This window comes from Rhizobium sp. BK313 (genome assembly GCF_014193655.1).
Classification (GTDB): domain Bacteria; phylum Pseudomonadota; class Alphaproteobacteria; order Rhizobiales; family Rhizobiaceae; genus Rhizobium.
The window spans coordinates 518,953-539,857 of sequence record NZ_JACHZQ010000002.1; the positions used below are offsets into that span (position 1 = coordinate 518,953).

Annotated in this window: 24 protein-coding genes and 1 pseudogene; 12 read left to right on the forward strand and 13 right to left on the reverse strand. The window is 57.8% G+C overall.

The window, feature by feature from the left end; all coding sequences use genetic code 11:
• Positions 1-9: 9 nt before the first annotated feature.
• From FHT86_RS14705 to FHT86_RS14725, 5 genes are all read left to right on the forward strand, one after another.
• On the forward strand, positions 10-444 hold the full coding sequence (locus FHT86_RS14705; protein ID WP_133707538.1) for a carboxymuconolactone decarboxylase family protein: 435 nt from the start codon (positions 10-12) through the stop codon (positions 442-444).
• 205 nt (positions 445-649) lie between these two features.
• The gene (locus tag FHT86_RS14710; RefSeq protein WP_133707539.1) at positions 650-970 is read left to right on the forward strand and encodes a DMT family transporter; all 321 of its coding nucleotides are present in this window, start codon (positions 650-652) and stop codon (positions 968-970) included.
• A 296-nt stretch (positions 971-1,266) separates the two neighbouring features.
• Positions 1,267-1,476 (forward strand): cold-shock protein, encoded by a 210-nt coding sequence (locus tag FHT86_RS14715; protein WP_133707540.1) that lies wholly within the window; start codon positions 1,267-1,269, stop codon positions 1,474-1,476.
• 136 nt (positions 1,477-1,612) lie between these two features.
• Positions 1,613-1,837, forward strand: coding sequence for a hypothetical protein (locus FHT86_RS14720; protein ID WP_133707541.1), 225 nt, complete (start codon positions 1,613-1,615; stop codon positions 1,835-1,837).
• Positions 1,838-2,240: 403 nt separating this feature from the next.
• Positions 2,241-2,516, forward strand: coding sequence for a hypothetical protein (locus tag FHT86_RS14725; protein ID WP_133707542.1), 276 nt, complete (start codon positions 2,241-2,243; stop codon positions 2,514-2,516).
• Between the two features lie 187 nt (positions 2,517-2,703).
• Here the strand turns inward: FHT86_RS14725 and FHT86_RS14730 are convergent.
• The 3 genes and pseudogenes from FHT86_RS14730 to FHT86_RS14740 all read right to left on the reverse strand — a co-directional run bounded on the left by FHT86_RS14730 (position 2,704) and on the right by FHT86_RS14740 (position 5,060).
• A pseudogene (locus FHT86_RS14730) lies at positions 2,704-3,583 on the reverse strand (SMP-30/gluconolactonase/LRE family protein).
• A 51-nt stretch (positions 3,584-3,634) separates the two neighbouring features.
• Positions 3,635-4,666 carry an L-idonate 5-dehydrogenase gene (locus FHT86_RS14735; RefSeq protein WP_133707543.1) on the reverse strand — a complete coding sequence of 344 codons (1,032 nt, stop codon included), beginning with the start codon at positions 4,664-4,666 and terminating at the stop codon, positions 3,635-3,637.
• A gap of 10 nt (positions 4,667-4,676) precedes the next feature.
• A complete protein-coding gene (locus tag FHT86_RS14740) occupies positions 4,677-5,060 on the reverse strand; it encodes a hypothetical protein (protein ID WP_133707544.1) in 384 nt (127 codons plus the stop codon).
• 88 nt (positions 5,061-5,148) lie between these two features.
• On the opposite strand from FHT86_RS14740, the gene FHT86_RS14745 reads away from it, so the two are divergent.
• Positions 5,149-5,907: an SDR family oxidoreductase gene (locus tag FHT86_RS14745; protein WP_133707545.1), complete on the forward strand. Its 759-nt coding sequence runs from the start codon at positions 5,149-5,151 to the stop codon at positions 5,905-5,907.
• A gap of 203 nt (positions 5,908-6,110) precedes the next feature.
• Complete coding sequence (locus tag FHT86_RS14750) at positions 6,111-7,142, forward strand: LacI family DNA-binding transcriptional regulator (RefSeq protein ID WP_133707546.1); 1,032 nt, start codon at positions 6,111-6,113, stop codon at positions 7,140-7,142.
• Between the two features lie 84 nt (positions 7,143-7,226).
• Here FHT86_RS14750 and FHT86_RS14755 read toward each other — a convergent pair whose 3' ends face one another.
• Positions 7,227-8,555 carry a pilus assembly protein TadG-related protein gene (locus FHT86_RS14755; protein ID WP_133707547.1) on the reverse strand — a complete coding sequence of 443 codons (1,329 nt, stop codon included), beginning with the start codon at positions 8,553-8,555 and terminating at the stop codon, positions 7,227-7,229.
• A 530-nt stretch (positions 8,556-9,085) separates the two neighbouring features.
• On the opposite strand from FHT86_RS14755, the gene FHT86_RS14760 reads away from it, so the two are divergent.
• Both FHT86_RS14760 and FHT86_RS14765 read left to right on the forward strand, forming a co-directional pair.
• The gene (locus FHT86_RS14760; RefSeq protein ID WP_133707548.1) at positions 9,086-10,072 is read left to right on the forward strand and encodes an AraC family transcriptional regulator; all 987 of its coding nucleotides are present in this window, start codon (positions 9,086-9,088) and stop codon (positions 10,070-10,072) included.
• A gap of 559 nt (positions 10,073-10,631) precedes the next feature.
• Entirely contained in the window at positions 10,632-10,979 is a 348-nt protein-coding gene (locus FHT86_RS14765) for a helix-turn-helix domain-containing protein (RefSeq protein ID WP_133707549.1), read from the forward strand.
• Between the two features lie 109 nt (positions 10,980-11,088).
• Here the strand turns inward: FHT86_RS14765 and FHT86_RS14770 are convergent, their stop codons facing one another.
• Both FHT86_RS14770 and FHT86_RS14775 read right to left on the reverse strand, forming a co-directional pair.
• Positions 11,089-11,565: a cupin domain-containing protein gene (locus tag FHT86_RS14770; RefSeq protein ID WP_133707550.1), complete on the reverse strand. Its 477-nt coding sequence runs from the start codon at positions 11,563-11,565 to the stop codon at positions 11,089-11,091.
• A 401-nt stretch (positions 11,566-11,966) separates the two neighbouring features.
• Complete coding sequence (locus FHT86_RS14775; RefSeq protein ID WP_133707551.1) at positions 11,967-12,863, reverse strand: SDR family oxidoreductase; 897 nt, start codon at positions 12,861-12,863, stop codon at positions 11,967-11,969.
• 94 nt (positions 12,864-12,957) lie between these two features.
• Between FHT86_RS14775 and FHT86_RS14780 the strand changes: the two genes are divergently transcribed.
• Positions 12,958-13,782, forward strand: coding sequence for a helix-turn-helix transcriptional regulator (locus FHT86_RS14780; RefSeq protein ID WP_133707552.1), 825 nt, complete (start codon positions 12,958-12,960; stop codon positions 13,780-13,782).
• Between the two features lie 221 nt (positions 13,783-14,003).
• Positions 14,004-15,107, forward strand: a complete 1,104-nt coding sequence (locus FHT86_RS14785; RefSeq protein ID WP_133707553.1) for a porin — start codon at positions 14,004-14,006, stop codon at positions 15,105-15,107.
• A gap of 62 nt (positions 15,108-15,169) precedes the next feature.
• On the opposite strand, the gene FHT86_RS14790 is transcribed toward FHT86_RS14785, so the two are convergent.
• From FHT86_RS14790 to FHT86_RS14810, 5 genes are all read right to left on the reverse strand, one after another.
• Positions 15,170-15,469, reverse strand: coding sequence for a hypothetical protein (locus tag FHT86_RS14790; RefSeq protein WP_133707874.1), 300 nt, complete (start codon positions 15,467-15,469; stop codon positions 15,170-15,172).
• 388 nt (positions 15,470-15,857) lie between these two features.
• Positions 15,858-16,427 (reverse strand): hypothetical protein, encoded by a 570-nt coding sequence (locus tag FHT86_RS14795; protein WP_133707554.1) that lies wholly within the window; start codon positions 16,425-16,427, stop codon positions 15,858-15,860.
• 123 nt (positions 16,428-16,550) lie between these two features.
• Positions 16,551-17,201 carry a helix-turn-helix domain-containing protein gene (locus FHT86_RS14800; protein ID WP_133707555.1) on the reverse strand — a complete coding sequence of 217 codons (651 nt, stop codon included), beginning with the start codon at positions 17,199-17,201 and terminating at the stop codon, positions 16,551-16,553.
• Positions 17,202-17,269: 68 nt separating this feature from the next.
• Positions 17,270-17,899, reverse strand: a complete 630-nt coding sequence (gene fixJ, locus FHT86_RS14805; RefSeq protein ID WP_133707556.1) for a response regulator FixJ — start codon at positions 17,897-17,899, stop codon at positions 17,270-17,272.
• Positions 17,889-19,241 (reverse strand): ATP-binding protein, encoded by a 1,353-nt coding sequence (locus FHT86_RS14810; RefSeq protein WP_133707557.1) that lies wholly within the window; start codon positions 19,239-19,241, stop codon positions 17,889-17,891. The genes fixJ and FHT86_RS14810 overlap by 11 nt, the downstream gene beginning before the upstream one ends.
• On the opposite strand from FHT86_RS14810, the gene FHT86_RS38890 reads away from it, so the two are divergent.
• Positions 19,210-19,545, forward strand: coding sequence for a hypothetical protein (locus FHT86_RS38890; RefSeq protein ID WP_409527600.1), 336 nt, complete (start codon positions 19,210-19,212; stop codon positions 19,543-19,545). The genes FHT86_RS14810 and FHT86_RS38890 overlap by 32 nt on opposite strands.
• Positions 19,546-19,632: 87 nt before the next feature.
• On the opposite strand, the gene FHT86_RS14820 is transcribed toward FHT86_RS38890, so the two are convergent.
• Both FHT86_RS14820 and FHT86_RS14825 read right to left on the reverse strand, forming a co-directional pair.
• Entirely contained in the window at positions 19,633-20,307 is a 675-nt protein-coding gene (locus FHT86_RS14820) for a VIT1/CCC1 transporter family protein (protein ID WP_133707559.1), read from the reverse strand.
• Between the two features lie 74 nt (positions 20,308-20,381).
• Positions 20,382-20,852 carry a hypothetical protein gene (locus FHT86_RS14825; protein ID WP_133707560.1) on the reverse strand — a complete coding sequence of 157 codons (471 nt, stop codon included), beginning with the start codon at positions 20,850-20,852 and terminating at the stop codon, positions 20,382-20,384.
• Positions 20,853-20,905: the final 53 nt, after the last annotated feature.

The window sequence follows — 20,905 nt, forward strand, 5'->3', positions numbered from 1 at the left end:
GGAAGCGTCATGACCAATCGTATCGACTACGCAAATGCCTCGCCTGAAGGTTATAGGGCTTTCGGGGGCGTGTACGTCACTGTTCAGAAAAGCGGCCTGCCGAAAGAACTGGTCGATCTGGTGTATCTCAGGGTGTCGCAGATCAATGGCTGTGCATTCTGCATCGATATGCATTCCCGCGATCTGCTCAAGTCCGGCCTGACGGTGGACAAGCTCGTGCTGGTGCCTGTGTTCAGCGCCCGCGAACGCGCGGCGCTTGCTTGGGCGGAGACCGTAACGCGCGTCGCAGAGACTGGCGTTCCCGATGCCGACTATACAGCTGCTGCCGCCGAGTTCGACGACAAGGAACTTGCTGATCTCACATATGCGATTGGCTTGATGAATGCCTTCAATCGGTTCGGGATCAGTTTCCGCTCGACCCCCGCTGCGGTCGCCAAGGCCTGAAGCGCCTCTGACGCCGGGGCTCGCGGCTTGGCAGTGTCTATTCGCGAGCGCCCGCTGCTCCAGGAAGCATCCGGTTTTTAAAGCCTCTCCGGTCCGTCTTTGCGTTACCCGATCGAACCGGATGCGGTTTCCTGTCTGACAATGGCTCTCACCAAAGCTCGTCCGGCCAGTAGGCCTGGCCGGTCAATGAATGGATCAGTTTCTCATGGCTTGGGCACTTCTCAGCATCGCCGGTATTCTCGAAATCGCCTTTGCCTTCAGCATGAAGGCGTCGGACGGTTTCACGCGATTGATACCCGGGTTCTTGACGGTCGCCACCGGCCTGTCGAGTGTTTTTCTTCTTTCGCTCTCGCTCCGTACGTTGCCGGTGGGGACAGGCTATGCGGTCTGGACCGGTATCGGCGCGGCAGGTACCGCGGTCCTCGGAATGGCGGTGCTGGGCGACTCCGTCGAACCGACGAGGGTGGGTTGCATCGTTCTCATTTTGGCAGGCGTTGTCGGGCTCAGGCTCGTTTCGGGAAACTGAGATCCTCTTTATGTCAACTGATGTTGGTCATGCGCTGTCTCGTATCGCCGCAACGGCGATGGAGGGAAGACGTCGTGGATACAACCATATGCCGAGAATGCCTGTTATGGAAAACTAAAAGTTGACAAGATGATGCAGGAACCCTATATACCGGTTGTCGATATTTGCTTGCTGAGCTTTGGTTACCGCGTGTTTGGCACCGCGCCCTGAACGAACCTTCCTTTCAAAAATCGCTATCATCATCTGCAGCGCCGTTTGGGCGTTGTGGTCCCTCTATTGCTATGAAAGGGTTCATCATGACCACTGGCACAGTTAAATGGTTTAATTCCGCCAAAGGCTTCGGCTTTATCCAGCCTGACAATGGCGGCACTGACGCATTCGTCCATATCTCTGCCGTCGAGCGCGCTGGTATGCGCGAAATCGTCGAGGGCCAGAAGATCGGCTACGACCTTGAGCGCGACAACAAGTCGGGCAAAATGTCAGCTTGCAACCTTCAGGCTGCCTAACTCACTCGGCATCTGCTTTCCGTTGACCACGGATGTACTGGCACTGTGAGAGCATGACGCCAATCAGGGTCAGGCAGCTAGCCTGGCCTTTTTTATTGCCGCAAGACACGGAGCGGCTATGAGTTCAGGAAACACCATGACACAGACATACAGCAAATCCCGCCAAAAGGCGGAGATTGCCTTCAGCAATGCTCAATCGCAATTCTTCGCGCGCACCAGCGCTGTCGAAGAACCCGACCCTCTCGTGCGCTCCCGCAATGAAAAAACTCTTCGGCTTCGTGAAGCGCGCCAGGCAAAGGAATTGCAGGATCGCTTGACATTAAGCGCCGCGCTTGCCGCCAATCGCGCTAAGAAAACCTGACTTTACGGGTATCAGCCGCGAGTGTCGACAGGTCGATGACGGCTCCAGCAGCTCCCGCCACCCGCCCAGCAAGCAAACTGGAGCCCGACGGTGCGTGCGGCTTCGACTTTGGCTGCCAGGTGGTTGCGCATCGTTGATGTTTCTGAACCGCCGTCGAAAAGACTTGATCCCGGAAGGCATCCTTGAGATCGAAAGCTGCCGCAGAACCGAGATGGTAGGGTTCTGCCGTAAAATGGCTGCAGTGCAACATTGCACATCGATTTTCGGACCCGCTTACCTCCTGCCGCGCCGGGCTTTTTCTCTTCAGAGCGAAGGCGACGTCAGTCGTGCATCGCGCAGGTTGCGTGACAGGAAAGCGCGAATCTGTTTCTTCCGGGACCGGTGAGTTTTGGAAAATGCTAATATGGATGGTACAGACAACGACCTGCGCTTGATCGCCGTCATGCGGCGCTATCTCGCAATCAAGACGGAGCTGACGGATTTGAAGTCGTCGCTTGAGGAGAGGCGGAAGGCGGCGGGGATAGCCGTTGGCGAGTTCTACTACATTCGCCGGGATAGCGAGCATGCGGATAATATCAGCCGGACCGTCGCCCTTAAAAAGGAGATGAGCCAGTTGATGGGCTTGGCCGAGGCTTGGGCGCGGGACGAAATCATTAGTCTTGAAACCTCATTCGATTGATCCGTCGACGGCCTGCGACGTCAAGGTAACGGCCCTTTCCGGCAAGCGTGAGTGAGCCCCCCAGGGACGCAACTATTATGAGATGGCTACCGTCTCCCTTGCAACTGCCCAGATGAAACCGGCGAGTTCCCGCACGACTACCGTAGGCACCACCGTCGGCTTCTTTCCCCGGTGGCCGGGCACAGGCTCAAAGCGCCCCGTGCCTGTTGAGCGAAATCGCATAAACGCTGGTGGTTGCCGTAATGAACAGCTTATGTTTGCCGCGTCCGCCGAAGCAAAGATTGGATGGTCTCCGGCACCCGTATTTTACCCATGAGATGTCCGTCCGGCGAAATGCAATGGACGCCATCCCCGGCCGAGGACCAGAGATTGCCGTCGCTGTCCATCCGTATTCCGTCGGCACAGCCCGGCGAGATTTCATGAAAGACGTCACCACCGGCTAGACGCCAGTCTGCTCCGACGCCAAAGACGCGGATGTGGCGTGGATCGTCGGTGTGCATCCGGCCGGTGTCGGCGACATACAGTTTCTTTTCATTCGGGCTGAACGCCAGCCCGTTCGGGCAATTGAAATCGGTGAGCACGGCTACGATCGAACCCGATGGATCGACGCGGTAGACGTTGCAGGGCAGTTCCTGCTCGCTTTTGTACCCTTCGTAATCCGTGGCGATACCGTAATGCGGGTCCGTGAACCAGATGGCGCCATCGGACGCCACGATGACATCGTTGGGCGAATTCAGCCGTTTGCCCTGGTAGCCGTCGGCAATCACCGAAATCGAACCATCAAATTCCGTTCGCGTCACGCTCCGGCTGCCGTGTTCGCAGCTTACGAGGCGGCCCCGTCGGTCGCGCGTATGGCCATTCGCAAAGTTGGATGGTTCACGAAAGACGCTGGTGCCGACACCCGGTATCCAGCGCATGATGCGATTGTTGGGGATGTCGGAAAAGAGAAGGCAATTCAGGTCGCCGAACCAGACGGGGCCCTCAATCCAATCGAAGCCGTTAGCGATCGATTTGACGGGAGCATTGCGAGGACGAACCTAGAAAGCCGGATCTACAATTTCGAACATTTTGCTTATCTCTCATCATGCTGCATGGCTTATCGCTCCCTGAGCCGCGCTTCAGGAGAAGACGATCTGTGCCTTCATGGCCCTGCTGCGGTCGGATGCGATGTCGAAAGCGCCGATCGCGTCGGCGAGCGGCACGGAATGGGTGATCAGCGGCCTGACATCGATCAGACGCTTGCGCATCAGGTCGACGCCCACGGCAAATTCTTCGTGGAAGCGGAATGAGCCGCGCAGGTCCAGCTCTTTCGCGGTGATGGTCAGCATTGGCAGCGCCATGTCGCCCCCGATGCCCAATTGGACGATGATCCCGCGCGGCCTGAGTGCTGCGATCCCGCTAACGAGAGCGGCGGCAGCCCCCGAGCATTCATAGAGGATGTCGAAGGTTCCCTTGTCTGCCGAATAGGCGGTGAGCGCATCGGGTTCCTGCTTTGAGTTGATGACCCGGTCTGCGCCGCATTGCTTGGCCAGTGAAAGGGTGAAGTCCGAGAGATCGGTCGCCACGATTTCCGCCGCTCCGGCGCGTCGGGCGGCCAGGATGGACAAGACACCGATCGGTCCGCAGCCGGTGACGAGAACCCGCTTGCCCAGCATCTCGCCAGCGCGCTTCGTCGCATGCAGGGTGACGGCCAGCGGTTCGGCCATCGCCGCTTCGCCGGCCGTCAGGCCGTCAGCTGGGACGCATTGAATGGCATCGGCGACAAGTGTTTCGCGGAATGCACCCTGAATATGCGGGAAAGGCATTGCGCTGCCGTAGAAGCGCATGTTCAGGCACTGATTGTGCAGGCCTTGCTGACAATAGCGGCAGGTCCGGCAGGGGCGCGACGGTGAAACGGCCACGAGCTGGCCGACCTCAAGTCCTTGGACGCCAGGGCCGAGTGCCGCAACTGTCGCGCTGACTTCGTGGCCCAGGATCATCGGCTGCCTCAATCGAACCGTGCCGAAACCGCCGTGGTTGTAGTAATGTAGATCGCTGCCGCAGATTCCGCCGGTGGCGAGTCTGAGCTTGACTTCCCCCGCACCCGGTTCCTGTTCGGGATGTTCCTCAATGCGTATATCTTTGGCGGCGTGAGCGACGATGGCCTTCATGTCTTTCTCCTCAAAGAACGGGTGTGGGCAGCGGCTGGCCGGCAAAATGGTCGGCGAGATTGTCGCGGACAAGCTGGCCCATGGCCTTACGCATCTCGACGGTGCCCGAGGCGTGGTGGGGCTGCAAAAGAACATTGTCCAGCGCCAGAAAGCGCCGCGTCGAAGCGACACCATAGACCGAAATCAATTCCAGATTGGGGCAGGCTTCGATCATGGCCCTGTTGGCGCCGAGTTCGCCGCGCGTGGCAATCGCTTTTATGGTCAGACCGACCTCCGCCAAAAGGGCGGCCTTGTCCGCGGACTCGAAATAGCGGTAGACGCGAAACGCCGCATCCAGGGGTTCCTGATCCCATTGCGGATAGGGTCCTACCTGAAGGATAACCGGCTTTTCCATCTTTTCGATTCCTCCCTTGACATCGAATGTTATCGATAACATAAACAGGGACAACGACATTTGTCGAGATGAAAAAATGGAGTAAACGGTGTCTCTTGGCCTCTTCGATCTCAAAGGGCGGCGCGCGCTTGTGACTGGTTCGTCGCAAGGCATTGGCTTGGCCCTTGCGCAGGGTCTGGCGGGCGCGGGCGCCGAGCTGGTGCTCAACGGCCGCGACGCGGAAAAGCTCGGCAACGCCGCAGCTCAGTTCGACGGCACGGTTCACGTTCTGCCCTTCGACGTGACGGATCATCAAGCTTCTCATGACGCCATAGACAAATTCGAAGCCGAGACCGGAGCCATCGACATATTGGTCAACAACGCCGGCATGCAGTTCCGCACGCCGTTGGAAGATTTCCCAGCCGATGCATTCGAACGTCTTCTTCGAACCAATATATCGAGCGTTTTCAACGTCGGCCAAGCCGTTGCGCGCCACATGATCAAACGCGGCGCCGGCAAGATCATCAATATTGCCAGCGTCCAGACCGCACTGGCGCGCCCGTCGATCGCGCCCTACACGGCAACGAAGGGCGCCGTCGGCAATCTCACCAAGGGCATGGCAACGGACTGGGCGAAATACGGGTTGCAATGCAATGCCATCGCGCCGGGCTATTTCGACACGCCGTTGAATGCCGCACTGGTCGCCGATGCCGATTTTTCGGCATGGCTGGAGAAGCGCACGCCGGCCGGGCGCTGGGGACGCGTCGAGGAATTGGTCGGCGCCTGCGTCTTTCTGGCCTCCGACGCATCCTCTTTTGTCAACGGGCATGTGCTCTATGTCGATGGCGGCATCACAGCGTCACTCTAAAGCGATGCTGCCGCGACGGTTCGTCATCATTCATCACCACGTTACAGTGGCCCATGAATTTGCGTTATGAATTCGCTGTCCAACACGATGTTCGACGCGGGGCCGAAAGGTTCCGCGTTTTCGTTTCGGCATAAGAAGAAGGTGCTCTTGCCATCGGCGGGAAATGCATATTACTCTTGTGGTATCGATAACATGGACCGTTGATGAGCAATAATCGCAAGCCGCCAACCATGGCTGACATAGCCCGCGTCATGGGGGTTTCTCCCATGACGGTGTCTCGCGCATTCAAGGCGGACAGTCTGGTCAGCAAGGAGACCAGGGAGGCGATCCTCAGCGCGGCCGAGGATCTGGGTTATGTCTTCGACAGCACCGCATCCAACCTGCGCTCACAGAAGTCCGATTTCGTCGCCGTCACCATTCCTTCCATCAACAACGCCAATTTTGCGGATACCGTTGGCGGGCTCTCAGATACCCTGGCCTCGCGCAGCATGCAGATCCTGTTGGGATATACCAACTACAACATGCAGGAGGAGGAGCGGCTCATAGAGCAGCTTCTGCGTCGCAAGCCGCAGGCGATTGTCGTGACCGGCGGCAAGCATACACCACGCGCCCGGCGTCTGTTGGAGACGGTCAATATCCCGGTGATAGAGACGTGGGATATTCCCGCCGAGCCAATCGGTCACTACGTGGGATTCTCCAACGCCGGCGCCGTTCGCGATATGGTCGATCATTTCGTCCGCTCAGGGTACCGCCGCATCGCTTTCATCGGCGGTGATGTCGGACGCGATACCCGCGGTAGCGAGCGGCGGACCGGCTTTGTTGCTGCAATGCAAGCGCACGGGTTCGATGCGTCACGCCTGATTGCCGCCGGGCTGCCGCCGATTTCGATGCGCGAGGGTGCCAATGCAATGGCGAAGTTGATCGAAACCTATCCGGACACCGAGGCAGTTATCTGCGTGTCCGACCTTGCGGCCTATGGCGCGCTGACGGAATGCCGCCGATTGGGCGTTCCCGTCCCGGAGCGTTTCGCGATCGGTGGATTCGGCAACTATGAAATCGGCGAGGTTTGCGTACCGACGCTGACCACGATCAACGCCTTCGCGCGTGAAATCGGCGAAAAGACCGCCCGATTGATCCTCGATATCCTTGATGGTGGGCAGAGCGTGGACGATGTGAGGATTTCGCCTGAACTGATCGTGCGCGACAGTAGCCGACAAGCCTTGCTCATTGGTTGAACGCAAAAGCGCGGCCGGTGAAGAGAGGCTATGTTATCGATAACATTCCGTCAAGAGGCTCTGCGCCCGCACCCCTTACGACGATTATCCCGTGAGCCGCGGCGAGCGAATGACCTTGAGAAACAGTGCATTCATCGCATCGACAATGCCCTGTGTCGGACTGACTTCAAAATATAAGCCGGGCGAGGCGCAGCTTTGGAGGCGCGTGGAAATCTGCGACTGAAATGGTGCTATCCAGGTATTGTACCAGCCGTTTTTCGGCAGTGGCAGATAGGTCGTGTAGAGTATGGCGATCTTGATGTTCTGGTTCTTCAGGGGTTGGCAGAAAGACGTGTCGATCGGTTCCTGGCATCGGCCGCCGCTCGTCAACGTCTTCGTGCATGTGCTTGGCTTATGGCTGTCGCCAACCCCATCGGTCACGAAGAAAAGCACTTTTGAGCGATCGGTATTGGTCGTGCCGCTGCCGCCGGTGCCCATCACCGTCTTCAGTTGCGACAGCATCGTGTCGAAGCTGGTCAGCTGGTCGCTGAAGTAGTTTTGATAGGGAGTGGTCATCAGATCCACTGCATCGGTGGAATTTTTCACTTGCGTCATGTCGGCCGATAGGTCGGATACGGTTGTTAGCCCTGCCTTTTCGGCCTGGCTTCCGAAGGTGTAAACGGCCATGCGATATTGGTTAGGGCTCGAACGGTTGGCGGTGGCTGTCTCCGTTAGCTTCTGGGTGGCCTGACGCACGACGTCGATGCGCATGCTGACGCCGAGTTTCTTCGCCAAATTGTAATAGTTGTTTGTCGTATCCAGGTTGTGACATGCAAACGCACAGCTATCGCTCGTATTGTTTTGCATGGTCGTTATGTCGGTCGACGTCGCTCCGACGCCCATTGAAGGCGAATTGTCGAGAAGCATGTAGAAATCGATGAAATTTGCAGTCTGGTACTGAGCGGTAGCGTATCCGCCTATCGGTATAGAGGTCTTCCCCAAAATCTGCAGAAGCGTGGTTGGTACCGTGGCGTTGAAGGTCACCGTGGACGTAACCATGTTCGCAGCTTTCGTCACGGCAATATCGATGTTGACGGGTATGTTTCGAAGGTCCGCGGATGCCTGGCCGAAGAAAAGCTTTCGCGCGTCATCCTGGCCAACCGTAACAGTGCCGTCACCGGACATGGCCATTGCCGCGGCCACTGCGGGGGAGGAATCCGCAACTGCGCCGATCGCTGCGGCATCGGCTGCGTTGTAAAGCTCCGTTCTGACCAACAGCGCATTTGTAACGTCCAGTGCCAAGCCGGCCGTTGCCACGAGAGGAACGGCGAGCAAGACCGTTATCCCGCCAAAATTTCCCGATCTATCGACGATCAGCCGCTTCGAAAGCTCGTATAATTTGCCGAACGGCTGTCTGCGGATTTTTTTCGTCATGCGGCGCCTTAACCGTATAAGATTGCAACGCCGTGCTTCATTTGGAGCACGGGTTCTGGATCTGCGAAGTTTTTCGCAATAAAAATCGCGGATAGAACGTCAAAAAAATTGATGGGAGTGGAGTTTATTGCGATCTATGCCGACTTGTTCAACAAAGGTCGATCTCCGAGGTTTTGCCTTCTAGAACTACTTTGATGTCGGTGCTCGCCGATAATAATTACTTAACATGCAATTCGATGATCCGGATTTGCGAATTTATATTCGTAAAAAGGATATGGAATACGCTAAGTGGATAAAAATGGACTTCGGGGAGAGCGTTTGGCGCTACTTCCACGCCTTGTGTTTGACAAACATCAGGAAGCATCTGTCCATCTTCCTATTGCGTTTTGGGCAGTGTTTCGGCCGATGATGCATTCACGCCGCCGTTCGTCTAGGATTACGGATAGGGATAGTGGGATCTGCGGTCTGCTCTCATGTGGTTTGGGGTAACCCTGAGAGCGTCCTTAAGGATCGCTGGTTTGGGGAAAATAATGAGGTACGTCACTCATTCCGTATTCAGAATCGTGAATGCCGATGCCGACGAAATGACGGAGCACTATGCAAGAACCTTGTCGCCCGCGAAGGTGGAGCCCCTCCAGCGCGGCGCATTGATCTCGGTAGAAGACCAGCATTACGCCGTTGGACGCTGTAGCGTCTGGAACGGAAGATGCCATTCCGGAATGAAGGTCACGCTCTCAGGCGGGCCAGACGCCTACGCTCTTTACCTTCCGTCCTCAAGCGTGATGGCAATCGACACGGGCCGAAAACAGCTCGTGTCGGAACCGGCGACGGGCCTCTTGGGTGACATGTCGTGCTTCGATAAGCTGGTCCTTCATGAGGGTCGCAGCCACATCGGCATGGCGTTCGAAAAGTCCGCGATGATCCGGCAGTTGAGTGAACTGCTGGATGCGCCGGTCGCCAGCAGCATCGATTTTGCCGACGTGGTGAACCTGACAACTGTAAAAGGTTCGCGGATAGCGGCACTCGGAAATCTTGTCTGGAGTTGCCTGGACATTGACCACGAGCATCAGCCCTCGTCGACGTTCATCGAACGCCTGTTGCAGGCGATGATGACCATGCTGCTGGAAACCGTGCCAAATAACTATTCCGTGCGGCTGGCAAAACCAATGTCTCCAGCGATACCAAAGCGCCTGAAGAGAGCAATCGAATATATGCACGCCAATATTTCGTCTCCGATAGGTATCACCGATGTCGCTGAGGCGGCTGGCACCAGCGTGCGGGCATTGCAGGCGGCCTTTCAGCAGTTCAAGGACACCACGCCTCTAAATTATCTGCGGACCATCCGCCTGGAAGGCGCTCGCAAAGCGCTTGCCGATCCGGCCATTTCTATGTCGGTTGCCGAAGTCGCGCGGAGCTGGGGGTTCTCCCATATGGGACGTTTCGCAGCGCTCTATCACCAATCCTTCGGTGAAATGCCATCCGATGCGGCGAAACTGCGTCGGAGTGGGAGCAAGTAAAACACCGTCAGCAGCATTGCTAAAGGTGCGGCTTGAACAAGCGGTCGAAGGCGTGGCGGTTATTCAGCGATCATCGATCGGCAAAGCCTAAGGACACGGCAAGGCATCCACCGTTGCCGACGAGATATGTTCGCATAACGCAAATATTATCCTGAATGCGCAGGAAAGCGAAACGCAAGGTTACGGCATGGAGCAATCCCTGTTGAAGTTTGACATGCGGGACGGCAGTCATGGACAGTGGGTCCTGTGGTTATGATGTCCTCGGGATCCCGAAGCAGCCCCCCGCCCATCGATTCCCCAAGCTCGATGGGCGGTCTTGCTGCCCATTCAGACTGTCGATTCAGCAAGCCTTCGTCGAGATGGTGTCAACACTTTCGACGTTGCGGGCAGAGAGCGGAAACACAGGAGGTCGACGCGTATCGACCTATCGCTTTCCTATCAAGTTTGCTGTGTCTGTAAGCGTCGAGGCACCGTCTGCCAGAAAGAGAGAATCGTGCATAAGGGTCCAATTAAGAAGGATCCGAGCCCGATTGATGTCGAAGTCGGGAGACGTATTCGAATGCGGCGTCGCATATTGGGCATGAGTCAAACGAGGCTCGCAGAAGGGCTGAATGTGACGTTTCAGCAAGTGCAGAAATATGAAAAAGGCGCAAACCGGGTCGGCGCCAGCCGGTTGCAAAGCGTTGCAAACTGCCTTGATGTGCCGGTTTCATATTTCTTCGAGGACGCCTCTGTGCCGCCAGAGACTATTGGGGAAGAAATTATTGCTGCTGGGAATGGCCTAGCTGGCTTCCTCGCCTCAGGGGAGGGCATCGAACTAAACCGCGCGTTCGCCAAGATCAAAGACGCACGGACGCGGCTTAGAATCATAAGTCTGGTTAAGTCGCTGGTGGGTTCTTCTAGCTGACGGCGGATGTGTTCATCCGCGCAACGCCGGCACTCGACGCTGGGGGCGCACTACGATCGTCAGAAGGGCGGCTCGGCCGCCCCTCCAACTCAGGAGAAGGCAAAGCCCATCACATTTTTTTGCGAGGATCGTCCTTCGGGTTGACGTATTTAAGGCCCCATGGACCCACGGTATTGATCTGAATCACCGTCTCTTCGTCTGTGTAGACATAGTGGACCATACCGGGCGGTAATGAAAAGAAGCTGCCGGCGGGTAGCGCCTTAGCCTTGCTCTTGTCGGCAGCCTCTCCCATGCCGAGTTGGAACCTCCCAGAGATAACGGTCACGTTCTCGTCCACTGGGTGCGTATGGGGAGGAACGTGATATCCACGTGGCAATTTGAGCCGAAGCGCGAATTGACCCTCCTTGGCCGGATCGCCATAGAGTACCGCCGCTTTAGCTCCGGCTGGAAGCACCGGGGGAGCAGGCCCCCATTGGACCTTGTCAGGCAAAACAAGGACATGGTCCTCCGCCGCTTGGGCTGGAGCCATGAACAGGCTGACCCCCAGCACAGCAGTCCCAATCAACAATGTCTGCGCAATTTTCATGGCAAATCCCCCTTCTGAGGTCGGCTGCGTCCTCAACGAACCACCGGGAGCTCCTTCGAGAAGGGTCGCTTCGAAGCGAAGCGACCGACGAACAAGCCAGACTATTCAGGGGCGAAAGTATAGTCGATATTGGCGCGGATTGGTAGCGCAGGCGGCACATGCAGCCGTGCCCAAGCAATGTCTCAGGTCGCGAATTGCGACTAATGCCTCCAAGCAGCCGATACACAACGAATTCGAAGAACCAGGAAGGAAATGTGGCGCTTCTTAAGCTCGTCCGCGATAGTCGAGGACGAGCGTAGGCAGGACAGGCCAAGTGCTTGCAGAACTTGCCAGTTCGCTTTCACCGGCGTTGGCGCAGATATATCGCACCCTCGCTTGTTTCTGTGGAAACTCCCGCAAGCTCAGGTGTCGGCGCTGCGCAACAGTTCGAGATCGGCGATCAACCCGGGCCCAATCGGCTCCCACTTAAGCTTCCTCCGCGTTTGCGCGCTGGAGGCAGGCATGTCGTGCCCAGCAAACATTGCGAGCCAGCCGAAATAGGCTTGGGCCTCTTCCGGGGCGATGGATTTGACCGGCAGCTTCAGGCGTCGACCAATAGCTTCCGCAATATCGCGCATCGGCACACCGTCTTCCGCGACCGCGTGATACTTTGCGTTCGGCTCAGCCTTTTCGATCGCCAGCCTGTAGAGGCGGGCTACATCGAGAATGTACGCCGCCGGCCAGCGATTTCGTCCGTCTCCGACATAGGCGCACACGCCCTTCTCGCGATACATCTCGATCACAGGGGTAATGAGACCCTGCTTGACGGTGTCGTGAACCTGCGGAAGTCGCACCACCGAGACATTGACCCCGTCGGCGGCGACAGAAGCGGCCTCCTCCTCCGAGGCTGCCCGAGGATGCACGTCCGAACCGAAGGTCGCATTGCCTTCCTCGGCCGGCTGACCGGGCACGGTGTTGGCTATTGGCGTCCCAGAGGTCACGATCAAGGGGCGGTTGGAGCCGGCGAGCGCGGAGCCGAGCGCCCTGATCACACGGCGATCGTCCTGACAGTTCGTCACGAATTTCGAGAAGTCATGGTTGAAGGCCAGGTGGATGACGCCATCCGACCGCTCGGCGCCCTCCCTGAGGCTGTCCAAGTCCTCAAGCGATCCGCGCAGAACCTCGGCACCGGCGGCAGCCAGAGCTGCGGCTTTCTCTTCCGAACGAGCAAGGCCGATCACTTGATGGCCAGCCGTAATCAGGTCCTTTACAACGGCCGAGCCGATGAAACCGGTCGCGCCGGTGACAAATACACGCATCAGTACAGTCTCCATGGTTTCGTTGGAGACAGATGTGTACTTATAGATTATCCTGGTAAAGTAGTGAGATTATCGTGGTATAATGGCTAACAAGATGGGTGAGCACGTCACGAGCGAGAATCCGCTTGGGATTTATCTGAAGGAACGGCGCGCGAAGCTCGATCCGGCTGCCTTCGGTTTTTCTCCAGCGCGCCGCCGCACGGCTGGCCTGCGTCGCGAGGAGGTGGCGCAACGCGCCAATATCAGCCCAACCTGGTACACATGGCTTGAACAGGGGCGAGGCGGGGCGCCTTCGGCTGATGTGCTCGACCGGATCGCCCGCGCCCTTATGCTGACGGACCTCGAGCGCGAGCATCTCTTCCTGCTCGGGCTCGGTCATCCACCAGAGGTGCGCTACAGGAAAGATGAAGGTGTCACGCCGCGGCTGCAGCGCGTGCTGGATGCCTTGGAACCGAGCCCCGCCCTCATCAGGACGGCCATATGGGACGTTGTCGCCTGGAATCGCGCTGCGACCGTCATGCTGATCGATTACGGATCGCTGCCGCCGGAGCAGCGCAACATCCTGCGCTTCGTCTTCCTCGACCCGAGCGCCCGGGCTGTGCAGTATGATTGGGAAAGCGTCGCGCGCTTCGTCGTGGGCGCGTTCAAGATAGACGCGGCACGAGCAGGGGCGGCGGCGGATGTGGAACCCCTCGTCGACGAACTCTGCCGGCTAAGCCCCGAGTTCAAAGTGATGTGGGGCGACAACGACCTTCGCAGCCATGGCGAGGCCGTCAAGCACATAAAGCACCCGGTTCTCGGCCCGATCGGGTTCGAATATTCAGCGTTTGCCGTTGATGGCCGTCCCGATCTCAGCATGGTGGTCTACAATCCGGTTACGCAGGCGGATCTCGACAGGATCAGATCGCTCATTGAGTGATGATTTTCCAGCCGCGACAGCATGTTACGCACAACTCGGGCCGCTAAGATGCACTTGCCATAAGCGATACTAAAGCAACACGTGAATTTAATTGTGCACCAGGCTGCAATTTGCTCGCCTGGACAGTTGTCGACATAGTGCCGATGAGGCAAGCTTATGTGGGGTTGTGGTTCGATACTCTTTTTCGCTCTAGGTGTGCCATTTGGCATGGGGAACCTACAATGAAGATCAGTCGCATTTTTCTCTGCGCCTCTGTGTCCCTTGTTGCCGCGCCTGGGTTGTACGCGGCCGATGCGATCGTCGCCGCCGAGCCGGAACCGCTTGAATATGTCCGGATTTGCGACGCATTCGGGCTTCAGTATTTCTATATACCGGGGACCGATACCTGTCTAAAATTGAGCGGTAGGGTGAGGACGCAGGGCGAATGGTACGACGCCTACAATCCTGATTCCGATTTCGGAACGCTTTGGCGCAATCGTGCCGAGTTGGGCATCGATACCGCAACGGACACGGAATACGGCCCGTTGAAGACCAACACGGTCCTGCGTTGGCAAACCAAGGACACCACGTTGCAGGAGAAGCTGCTGTTTGCCAACATCAGTCTGGCCGGCATCACCGTCGGCAAGCTCGACTCGCAGTTTATTTCCTATACCGACTATGCCGGCAACGTCGCCAACGACGACGTCATCTACGACGGCCCATACGAGCTCAACCAACTCACCTATATGTATGACGCCGGCAACGGTTTCACCGCGGTGGTTTCGCTCGAAGATTCCAACTCTTCGGACAATGCCACATATTTCGGTGATCCCGATCCGGCCGCAACGCATGACTGGGTGACCTCGAAGGCCGATCACTATATGCCCGATGTCGTTGCAGGCGCCGGTTACAAGGCCGATGTCTGGGAGCTGAAGTTCGTCGGCGGTTATGATTCCATTGTCGAGGAAGGTGCGATCAAGGCACGCATCGATGTCGCCTTTGGCGATTTCAAGGTCTTCCTGATGGGCGGCTGGAACACCGACGGCGACAAGCTCAACAACTATGCCGGCACCAATCTCGCCAGCGGCGCCTGTCCGGTTGATCGCGCAGACTGCGGCTGGGGTGACTGGGCACTGTGGACCGGCTTTACCGAACCGATTTCTGACAAGCTTTCGGCCAACGTTCAAATTGCCTACACGGATTCCAAGATCTTCGCGGGAACGGCAAACGTGCAGTGGCGCCCGGTAGAGCATCTGCTCGTTCAGCCCGAAATCTCGTACACGAACTGGGATGCGGCCAATACGGATCAGGTGGCCGGCATCATGCGCTTCGAACGCAAATTCTAAGCTGGAGGCGTGGCTAGGGCCAACAACTGCTCCGGTTTACTGGGACCTGTTGAAGCGGCGGGTTAGGGCTTTAGACTATGGGCCTGACCGGCGGCACGCAGTTGCTCAAGGGTCTTGCCAGCACAGCTACCTCCCCCTGGCCCCCCAACCGCCTTTGCATGGCCGTCGAGCGAAATAGTCCCCGCGATCTTGTCCGAGGCGACGTAGGTCGCCGTGCCGTCCTTCGTGACCCTGGAGAGGTAGTAGGCGTGATGCGTGCCCTTGTTTTCACAGCTGATGACAAACGGGAAGTCGTCAAAGATGTCATGTTGGGCGTAGGCTCTTGGCGCCGACAGGCTGAGTGACAGGCAGGTCGCGGCCATGATTGTGGCCACCGATTTGGACGCTGTGATCATAGACGGACGAGCCATGCGAAATCACCTCCAGAAAAGGATGCCGGAGCGCGGGCGCAAGATCGCATGCGCATTGCCGCAGAAACAGGCTGCGAGCAACCGGGCAACGCACTTGCGGGGACGTGCCGGACGATTTGAGCGAGAACGAAGCGGCCTCGCCTGAATAGAGTGATATAGCGCTTTCCGGTGGCTGCAAATTGTGATGAATCACTACGCAATTCCACGTAGGGAGGATGCGCCGTTATCGCGCAAATATCGCGGGCCAACTTCGGATGGCGCCGATCTTCCCGTTTTCGGCCAGCACGTCGGTTCCGCGATGATTTTCGGCCGTTCGTCGCCGGGGGTGGACCCCCGCACCTCAGACGATCAAATGAAAGAAGAATGACCGCAATGGCTTCACCAGCGCGAGGATGATGATCGCCACCAAACCCAAGGGCACACCGATCGACAACAGCATGTCGCGATAGTTAAGTGACTCTTCCGAAGGGGAGGGCGGACTCTTGGACGCTGTCGCACTTGGCAGGTCGTCTTCGCCTGAATGCGCTTCTCCCCGGGCAAAAGCCGCATTGCCTTGGTGGAAGCTCGGAATACATCCCGTCTTGGCAATAACAATTCGGATGGGATTGTCTTTGCCGGCCGTAAGATAGTAGCGCACAAGGGCGCGGCGTGTGCGGCCGGCTTCGATACGGACAACGGGGTCGTTTTCCGCGTCGTAAGACGAATCTCTGTCGAATACGAATTGCGCGATGGTACGGACGTCCAGATGTTCTTGTCGCCCGGCGAGCACTTCTCCAACCACATACTTTAGAAAGCGCCGTCCGCGATCGAACGCCTGAAATTCAGCGCTGTCGAAAATGCGGTCGAGTTCCCCATAAATATGTCGGGCATCGGGCGGCGTCCTTGGGCTATCATCGTCTTGCGGTGCCATCCAAGCCCTCCCGACAGAGCGTGGCCTGCTTCCTTCCTGCCGAGGGTTGCGAAAGGGAATTTCGGCGCAGGACGTGACGTCATGACAGGAGCCGATGTTCAATACCACGATCGGCACGGAATTTCACCTACAGAGCGCGGCAAGGCCGTCGGAATTGACGATACGAACATAACGTTGGCCTCGTCCCTGCAGGCGAAGGATGCCGTTTGTCCGCAGCTTGGTGAATGCGCGAGCGACGGACTCGACTGTCAGCCCGAGATAGTCGGCAATATCGGCGCGCGACATCATGAGCTCAAATTCACTCGCGCCGAAATGGCGGCTCGCCATCTCCTGAATGAAGACGGCGACACGTTCGAGCGCGCTCTGGCGGACAATCATGAGCTGGCGGGAGTTCGCGCAAGCAAGGCTGCTCAGTGCGATGCCAAGCAGGCTGACCGGCAACATTTGCGAGCCGGCCACGGAAAATGACCGCACATGGCTCTCACAGATCGCTTCCGCGAAGTCGTCGTGGAAATGGCCATCCTGCAGACCGAACCATTCACCCGGTCCATAAAACGACAGGATATGCCGGTGACCGTTTTGCATAAGCCGATAGACGCGCACGGCACCAGACTGCACCTGATAGATCGAGGCGGCACGCTGGCCCTCGCGATAGATACCCTGGCCGGCACTCACTCTCAGACTGGTGCTTGGCGGCAGCTTTCGCTCCCCTATGACATCCATGCCCCTCGGTGCAAGTAGACGGTGATCGACGGCTTGGCTCATGGTCGTCATCCAAATCTCCTCCGCGTACTCCCATACCAATACGAAATTGGGAGCGACGAAAAAATTCGGAACAACCACTAAGTACTTATACGGTGCCTTGGCATCGCATCACAGGCGATGGCCATTCGGACAAGCTCGGCCAGATTGCGCGCGCCCATCTTGTCCATGACGTTCGCACGATGGACTTCGACGGTCCTGGAGCTGATACCCAAATTGAAGGCGATCACCTTGTTCTGAAGCCCGTTGACAATCCCGTCGAGAACCTGATGTTCGCGTTCCGTCAACAGACCTAGGCGCGACGCGATCGCCTCAATATTTGCGTCGGCTACCGCTCTCTCTTTTCGACCAGCGGCTTCATTTATGGCCGCGATCAGCACCTTGTCCTTGAAGGGCTTTTCGATGAAGTCGACAGCCCCCGCCTTCATGGCTTGAACAGCCATTGCTACGTCGCCGAGGCCGGTAATGACGATGGTCGGGATATCGATATTCATGCTGCGCAATCGCTTCAACAGCTCGACCCCATCCATATGCGGCATTCGAAGATCGGTGACGAGGCAGGCTTTCCTAGGCAGCGGCAGCAGGGCCAGAAACGCAGCGGCCGACTCGTGCGCGCTGACTGCGAAACCTGCGGATGCCAATAGAAACGTCAGCGATTTTCTAAATGGCTCCTCGTCGTCGACGATATGGACGGTCAGGTCACTGGACATGGGGCGGTCCCTCTTTCAAGGGCAAGGAGAATGTGAAGGTCGAGCCTCCGCAAGCCCTGCGCCGGCCATTTATGCGACCACCGTGCGCCTCGATAATCCGCTTTGACATCGCGAGACCTATCCCAAGACCGCGGGGTTTGCTGCTGACAAACGGACGAAACAACACGCCTTCGACTTCGGCCGAGATGCCGGAACCGGTGTCGGACACCTCCACGACGATGGTATTGTCGCTCTCGTTTCGTGTCGTGATCGTAAGCTTGGGATCTTCGATCGAATCCATGGCTTCGATTGCATTCCGAATAAGGTTCATCAGCACCTGCTCGATCTGGATCCGATCGACCAGCGCGAGATCGCGCTTCGCCTCGAAACACAATTCAGTCTCGATGCCGGCCAGACGCGAGCCCATGAGGGCAAGCTTCATTGCCTCTTCGGTGAGTTGCTGGATGTGTTCGAGCCTCTTCTCGCCACCGCCTCGGGTGATGAACTCGCGCAAATGTCTTATGATGTCGCCCGCCCGCAAAGCGTGCTGCGTGATCTCCTGGAGCACGTTCTGCAGCTGTTCGCCGGTCTGCGTATGTTCGCTCGCCATCAGGCGGGAGCACCCCTGCGAATAGTTCGCGATCGCCGCGAGCGGTTGTGTAAGCTCGTGCGCCAATGTCGACGCCATTTCTCCCAGCTCGTTCAACCTTGCCAGACGCGCAAGCTCGCTTTGAAGCTCTTGTACCTGCCGCTCGGCATCGTCGCCAGCGCCGAGGTCCTGTAGGACCGCTGTCGTGAAGGCGTCGGTTGCGGTTCTGTCGGTCACCATGGTCAAGGCAGCCGGAAACGAGGTACCGTCTTTTCTGATCGCAGTGCCTCTGCGCGACCAGCCGCGCGTTGCCCATCGGCCATTCGACCGGAATTCGCTCGGCCTCGGTCCCCACAGGAGGCCGATATCGTTACCGATGATCTCCTGTTCCTCGTATCCGAACATGGATAAGGCGGTCTTGTTGCACGCTGTAACCTTCCGGTTCTCATCCAGAAGGAAGGCGGCTTCTGGCATGACGTCGAAAATTTGGCTGATATGCCGGTCTCTTCGGGCGCGAAGGGCATCTACGGGCAGCGCCGCGGGCGGGCTGGTTGGATGCTTGGCGGGGATGCGAAACGGCTCGGTTTTCTTTGCGCGCCACAGCTGATGCCAACCGGTTTTTGATAAAACCGCGCGCAGAACACTCAGAGAAATTACTTCTGTCCCCACGCGCATCGAAGGCGCTCCCCTCAACTCAGGATAATATAAGCGCTTTCTACTGCAAAAAAAAGACGGCGGCGCAGTGATCCGCATCAAGGAACTCTGCTTTCTCATAGGCTATCCTTTGCAATCCGGCCGGCCCGCGCCTGCCGTCCGGCCGAGCCGCCGCAGCATGAACGCACGAGTGGCTTTTACCGTGAGGTGTCAGTGGATGTGGCAGGTTATCATCGAAGCCCCGTTTGCAGAGGATATCGAACTCGCCGTGATCGACGACGAAGGCGTGCATGCGTTGGTCTTCCCCTGCCAACGTATACCCGTGGGTTGGATTGATGCGAGAACCGGAGAAATCCTGGATGTGCATCCGACCCATTGGCGCACATGGTCTGACCGGACCGCGCTTGCCACCGACGCCGATTGAGCTGAAGGATCAATCTGACATGCCGAATTGGCCGGGCAAGCCGGGAACGGCAGGGCACCATTTCGTGCGAGAGATCTGACGCCAATCTCAGCCGCCGAGAGCGACTGCTATGCCCACCAGGATCAATCCGAGGCATGTCATCGTAACGCCTGCATAAAGTGGCCGGGCATCGGAAAAGCTCGCCCATGCACAGCCCGTCAGGAACAGCAATGCGATCAGCAACAGGTTGCTGGCTCGCAAGGCGAGGTCGGCATTGTCGATGAGCAAGAAGGGGACGACCGCCGGAAGGGACGTCGTCGACACCAAAAGGAAAACCGCCGCCGCGGCAAGGAGGTCACTCTTGGAGAGAGCGACATTCACCGGATCCGCCCGCTTGGCGAGGGCAAGCAGGGCCTTATAGAGCGCATCTGTGTCGGCAGCCTTGGGAGAAAGCGGCGCCTCACCGATTGGGAACTCTCTCATCAGTGCGGCAAGCGTTTCGGGTTCGCTTTTGGCCGCCTTGATCTGTCGAAACAGCCGCTGGCGCCGGCTTTTATAAAAGACGGTACCCAAGACGAACAATACGGCATCGATGATGCCCCAGGCGACATTGCATCCGATCGTCGCCACGACCAGCTCGTGCACGTCCAGCCCTTCTTTGGTGAAGATGAGCCGCGAGCCGATCGTAAAGGTCAGCGCCATGATCAGTCCGAAGAGCACTTCGCCGAGCGCGTCCTCCGGATCGATCACATCGGTGATGCGATGAACGATCTTCGATGCCATGGATTGCCTGTCCGGCCCCCTTCGTGGCCTCGACCGCCGTTATGCCGGAACGGATGCCGCGCATCGGCATCGCGTTACAGGGAAGAAGGCTCCCACGTGAAAAAGAAGCCGACATCGGCTGGACAACCCCCCGCAAAGTTGATGATCGCAGCCTTGAGCCCGTAGCCGTCGGGTTTGGCGGCTGCTGTAAAGAGATCGCCGAACTGCTTGGCATTGCCTTGGAGCGTTTTGCGCCAGTGAGGGAGATTGTTCTCGATGGCTCGCCCATTGTCAGTGCAGCTGCCGGCGGGAAAGCTGTACACCATGGCTTCGCATTGCCCGTTCGCCGCAGCCTTGGTTATCAGCAGCTTGATCGTCGTGCGTTCCGCTTCGCCGATTTGCCCGCGAAACAGGTCGTCCACAAACGCCGCGTGCTTCTCGGCTTCGCGCGCCTTGGTTCGCTCTTCCCACTCCAGTTCAACAATATGGAATTCGAGTTCACGTCTGCGAAGCTCTTCAGCACTGGTCGTTGTTACTGGAAGGATGCCCGTCGCGGTTGCAGTCATTGCCGTCCTCCACGTACTCGCGGACAATAAGTCGGTTGGCCTGCCCAAACTAG

What these genes read in the sequence shown, in the direction of transcription:
- FHT86_RS14760 (WP_133707548.1), top strand. Translation starts at nt 9,086, where the DNA reads ATGAGGTACGTCACTCATTCCGTATTCAGAATCGTGAATGCCGATGCC.
- FHT86_RS14785 (WP_133707553.1), top strand. Translation starts at nt 14,004, where the DNA reads ATGAAGATCAGTCGCATTTTTCTCTGCGCCTCTGTGTCCCTTGTTGCC.
- FHT86_RS14750 (WP_133707546.1), top strand. Translation starts at nt 6,111, where the DNA reads ATGAGCAATAATCGCAAGCCGCCAACCATGGCTGACATAGCCCGCGTC.
- FHT86_RS14765 (WP_133707549.1), top strand. Translation starts at nt 10,632, where the DNA reads ATGCGGCGTCGCATATTGGGCATGAGTCAAACGAGGCTCGCAGAAGGG.
- FHT86_RS14725 (WP_133707542.1), top strand. Translation starts at nt 2,241, where the DNA reads ATGGATGGTACAGACAACGACCTGCGCTTGATCGCCGTCATGCGGCGC.
- FHT86_RS14770 (WP_133707550.1), bottom strand. Translation starts at nt 11,565, where the DNA reads ATGAAAATTGCGCAGACATTGTTGATTGGGACTGCTGTGCTGGGGGTC.
- FHT86_RS14790 (WP_133707874.1), bottom strand. Translation starts at nt 15,469, where the DNA reads ATGGCCGCGACCTGCCTGTCACTCAGCCTGTCGGCGCCAAGAGCCTAC.
- FHT86_RS14810 (WP_133707557.1), bottom strand. Translation starts at nt 19,241, where the DNA reads ATGAGAAAGCAGAGTTCCTTGATGCGGATCACTGCGCCGCCGTCTTTT.
- fixJ (WP_133707556.1), bottom strand. Translation starts at nt 17,899, where the DNA reads ATGTCCAGTGACCTGACCGTCCATATCGTCGACGACGAGGAGCCATTT.
- FHT86_RS14820 (WP_133707559.1), bottom strand. Translation starts at nt 20,307, where the DNA reads ATGGCATCGAAGATCGTTCATCGCATCACCGATGTGATCGATCCGGAG.
- FHT86_RS14720 (WP_133707541.1), top strand. Translation starts at nt 1,613, where the DNA reads ATGACACAGACATACAGCAAATCCCGCCAAAAGGCGGAGATTGCCTTC.
- FHT86_RS14780 (WP_133707552.1), top strand. Translation starts at nt 12,958, where the DNA reads ATGGGTGAGCACGTCACGAGCGAGAATCCGCTTGGGATTTATCTGAAG.
- FHT86_RS14740 (WP_133707544.1), bottom strand. Translation starts at nt 5,060, where the DNA reads ATGGAAAAGCCGGTTATCCTTCAGGTAGGACCCTATCCGCAATGGGAT.
- FHT86_RS14795 (WP_133707554.1), bottom strand. Translation starts at nt 16,427, where the DNA reads ATGGCACCGCAAGACGATGATAGCCCAAGGACGCCGCCCGATGCCCGA.
- FHT86_RS14755 (WP_133707547.1), bottom strand. Translation starts at nt 8,555, where the DNA reads ATGACGAAAAAAATCCGCAGACAGCCGTTCGGCAAATTATACGAGCTT.
- FHT86_RS14715 (WP_133707540.1), top strand. Translation starts at nt 1,267, where the DNA reads ATGACCACTGGCACAGTTAAATGGTTTAATTCCGCCAAAGGCTTCGGC.
- FHT86_RS14705 (WP_133707538.1), top strand. Translation starts at nt 10, where the DNA reads ATGACCAATCGTATCGACTACGCAAATGCCTCGCCTGAAGGTTATAGG.
- FHT86_RS14800 (WP_133707555.1), bottom strand. Translation starts at nt 17,201, where the DNA reads ATGACGACCATGAGCCAAGCCGTCGATCACCGTCTACTTGCACCGAGG.
- FHT86_RS14775 (WP_133707551.1), bottom strand. Translation starts at nt 12,863, where the DNA reads ATGCGTGTATTTGTCACCGGCGCGACCGGTTTCATCGGCTCGGCCGTT.
- FHT86_RS14710 (WP_133707539.1), top strand. Translation starts at nt 650, where the DNA reads ATGGCTTGGGCACTTCTCAGCATCGCCGGTATTCTCGAAATCGCCTTT.
- FHT86_RS14825 (WP_133707560.1), bottom strand. Translation starts at nt 20,852, where the DNA reads ATGACTGCAACCGCGACGGGCATCCTTCCAGTAACAACGACCAGTGCT.
- FHT86_RS14735 (WP_133707543.1), bottom strand. Translation starts at nt 4,666, where the DNA reads ATGAAGGCCATCGTCGCTCACGCCGCCAAAGATATACGCATTGAGGAA.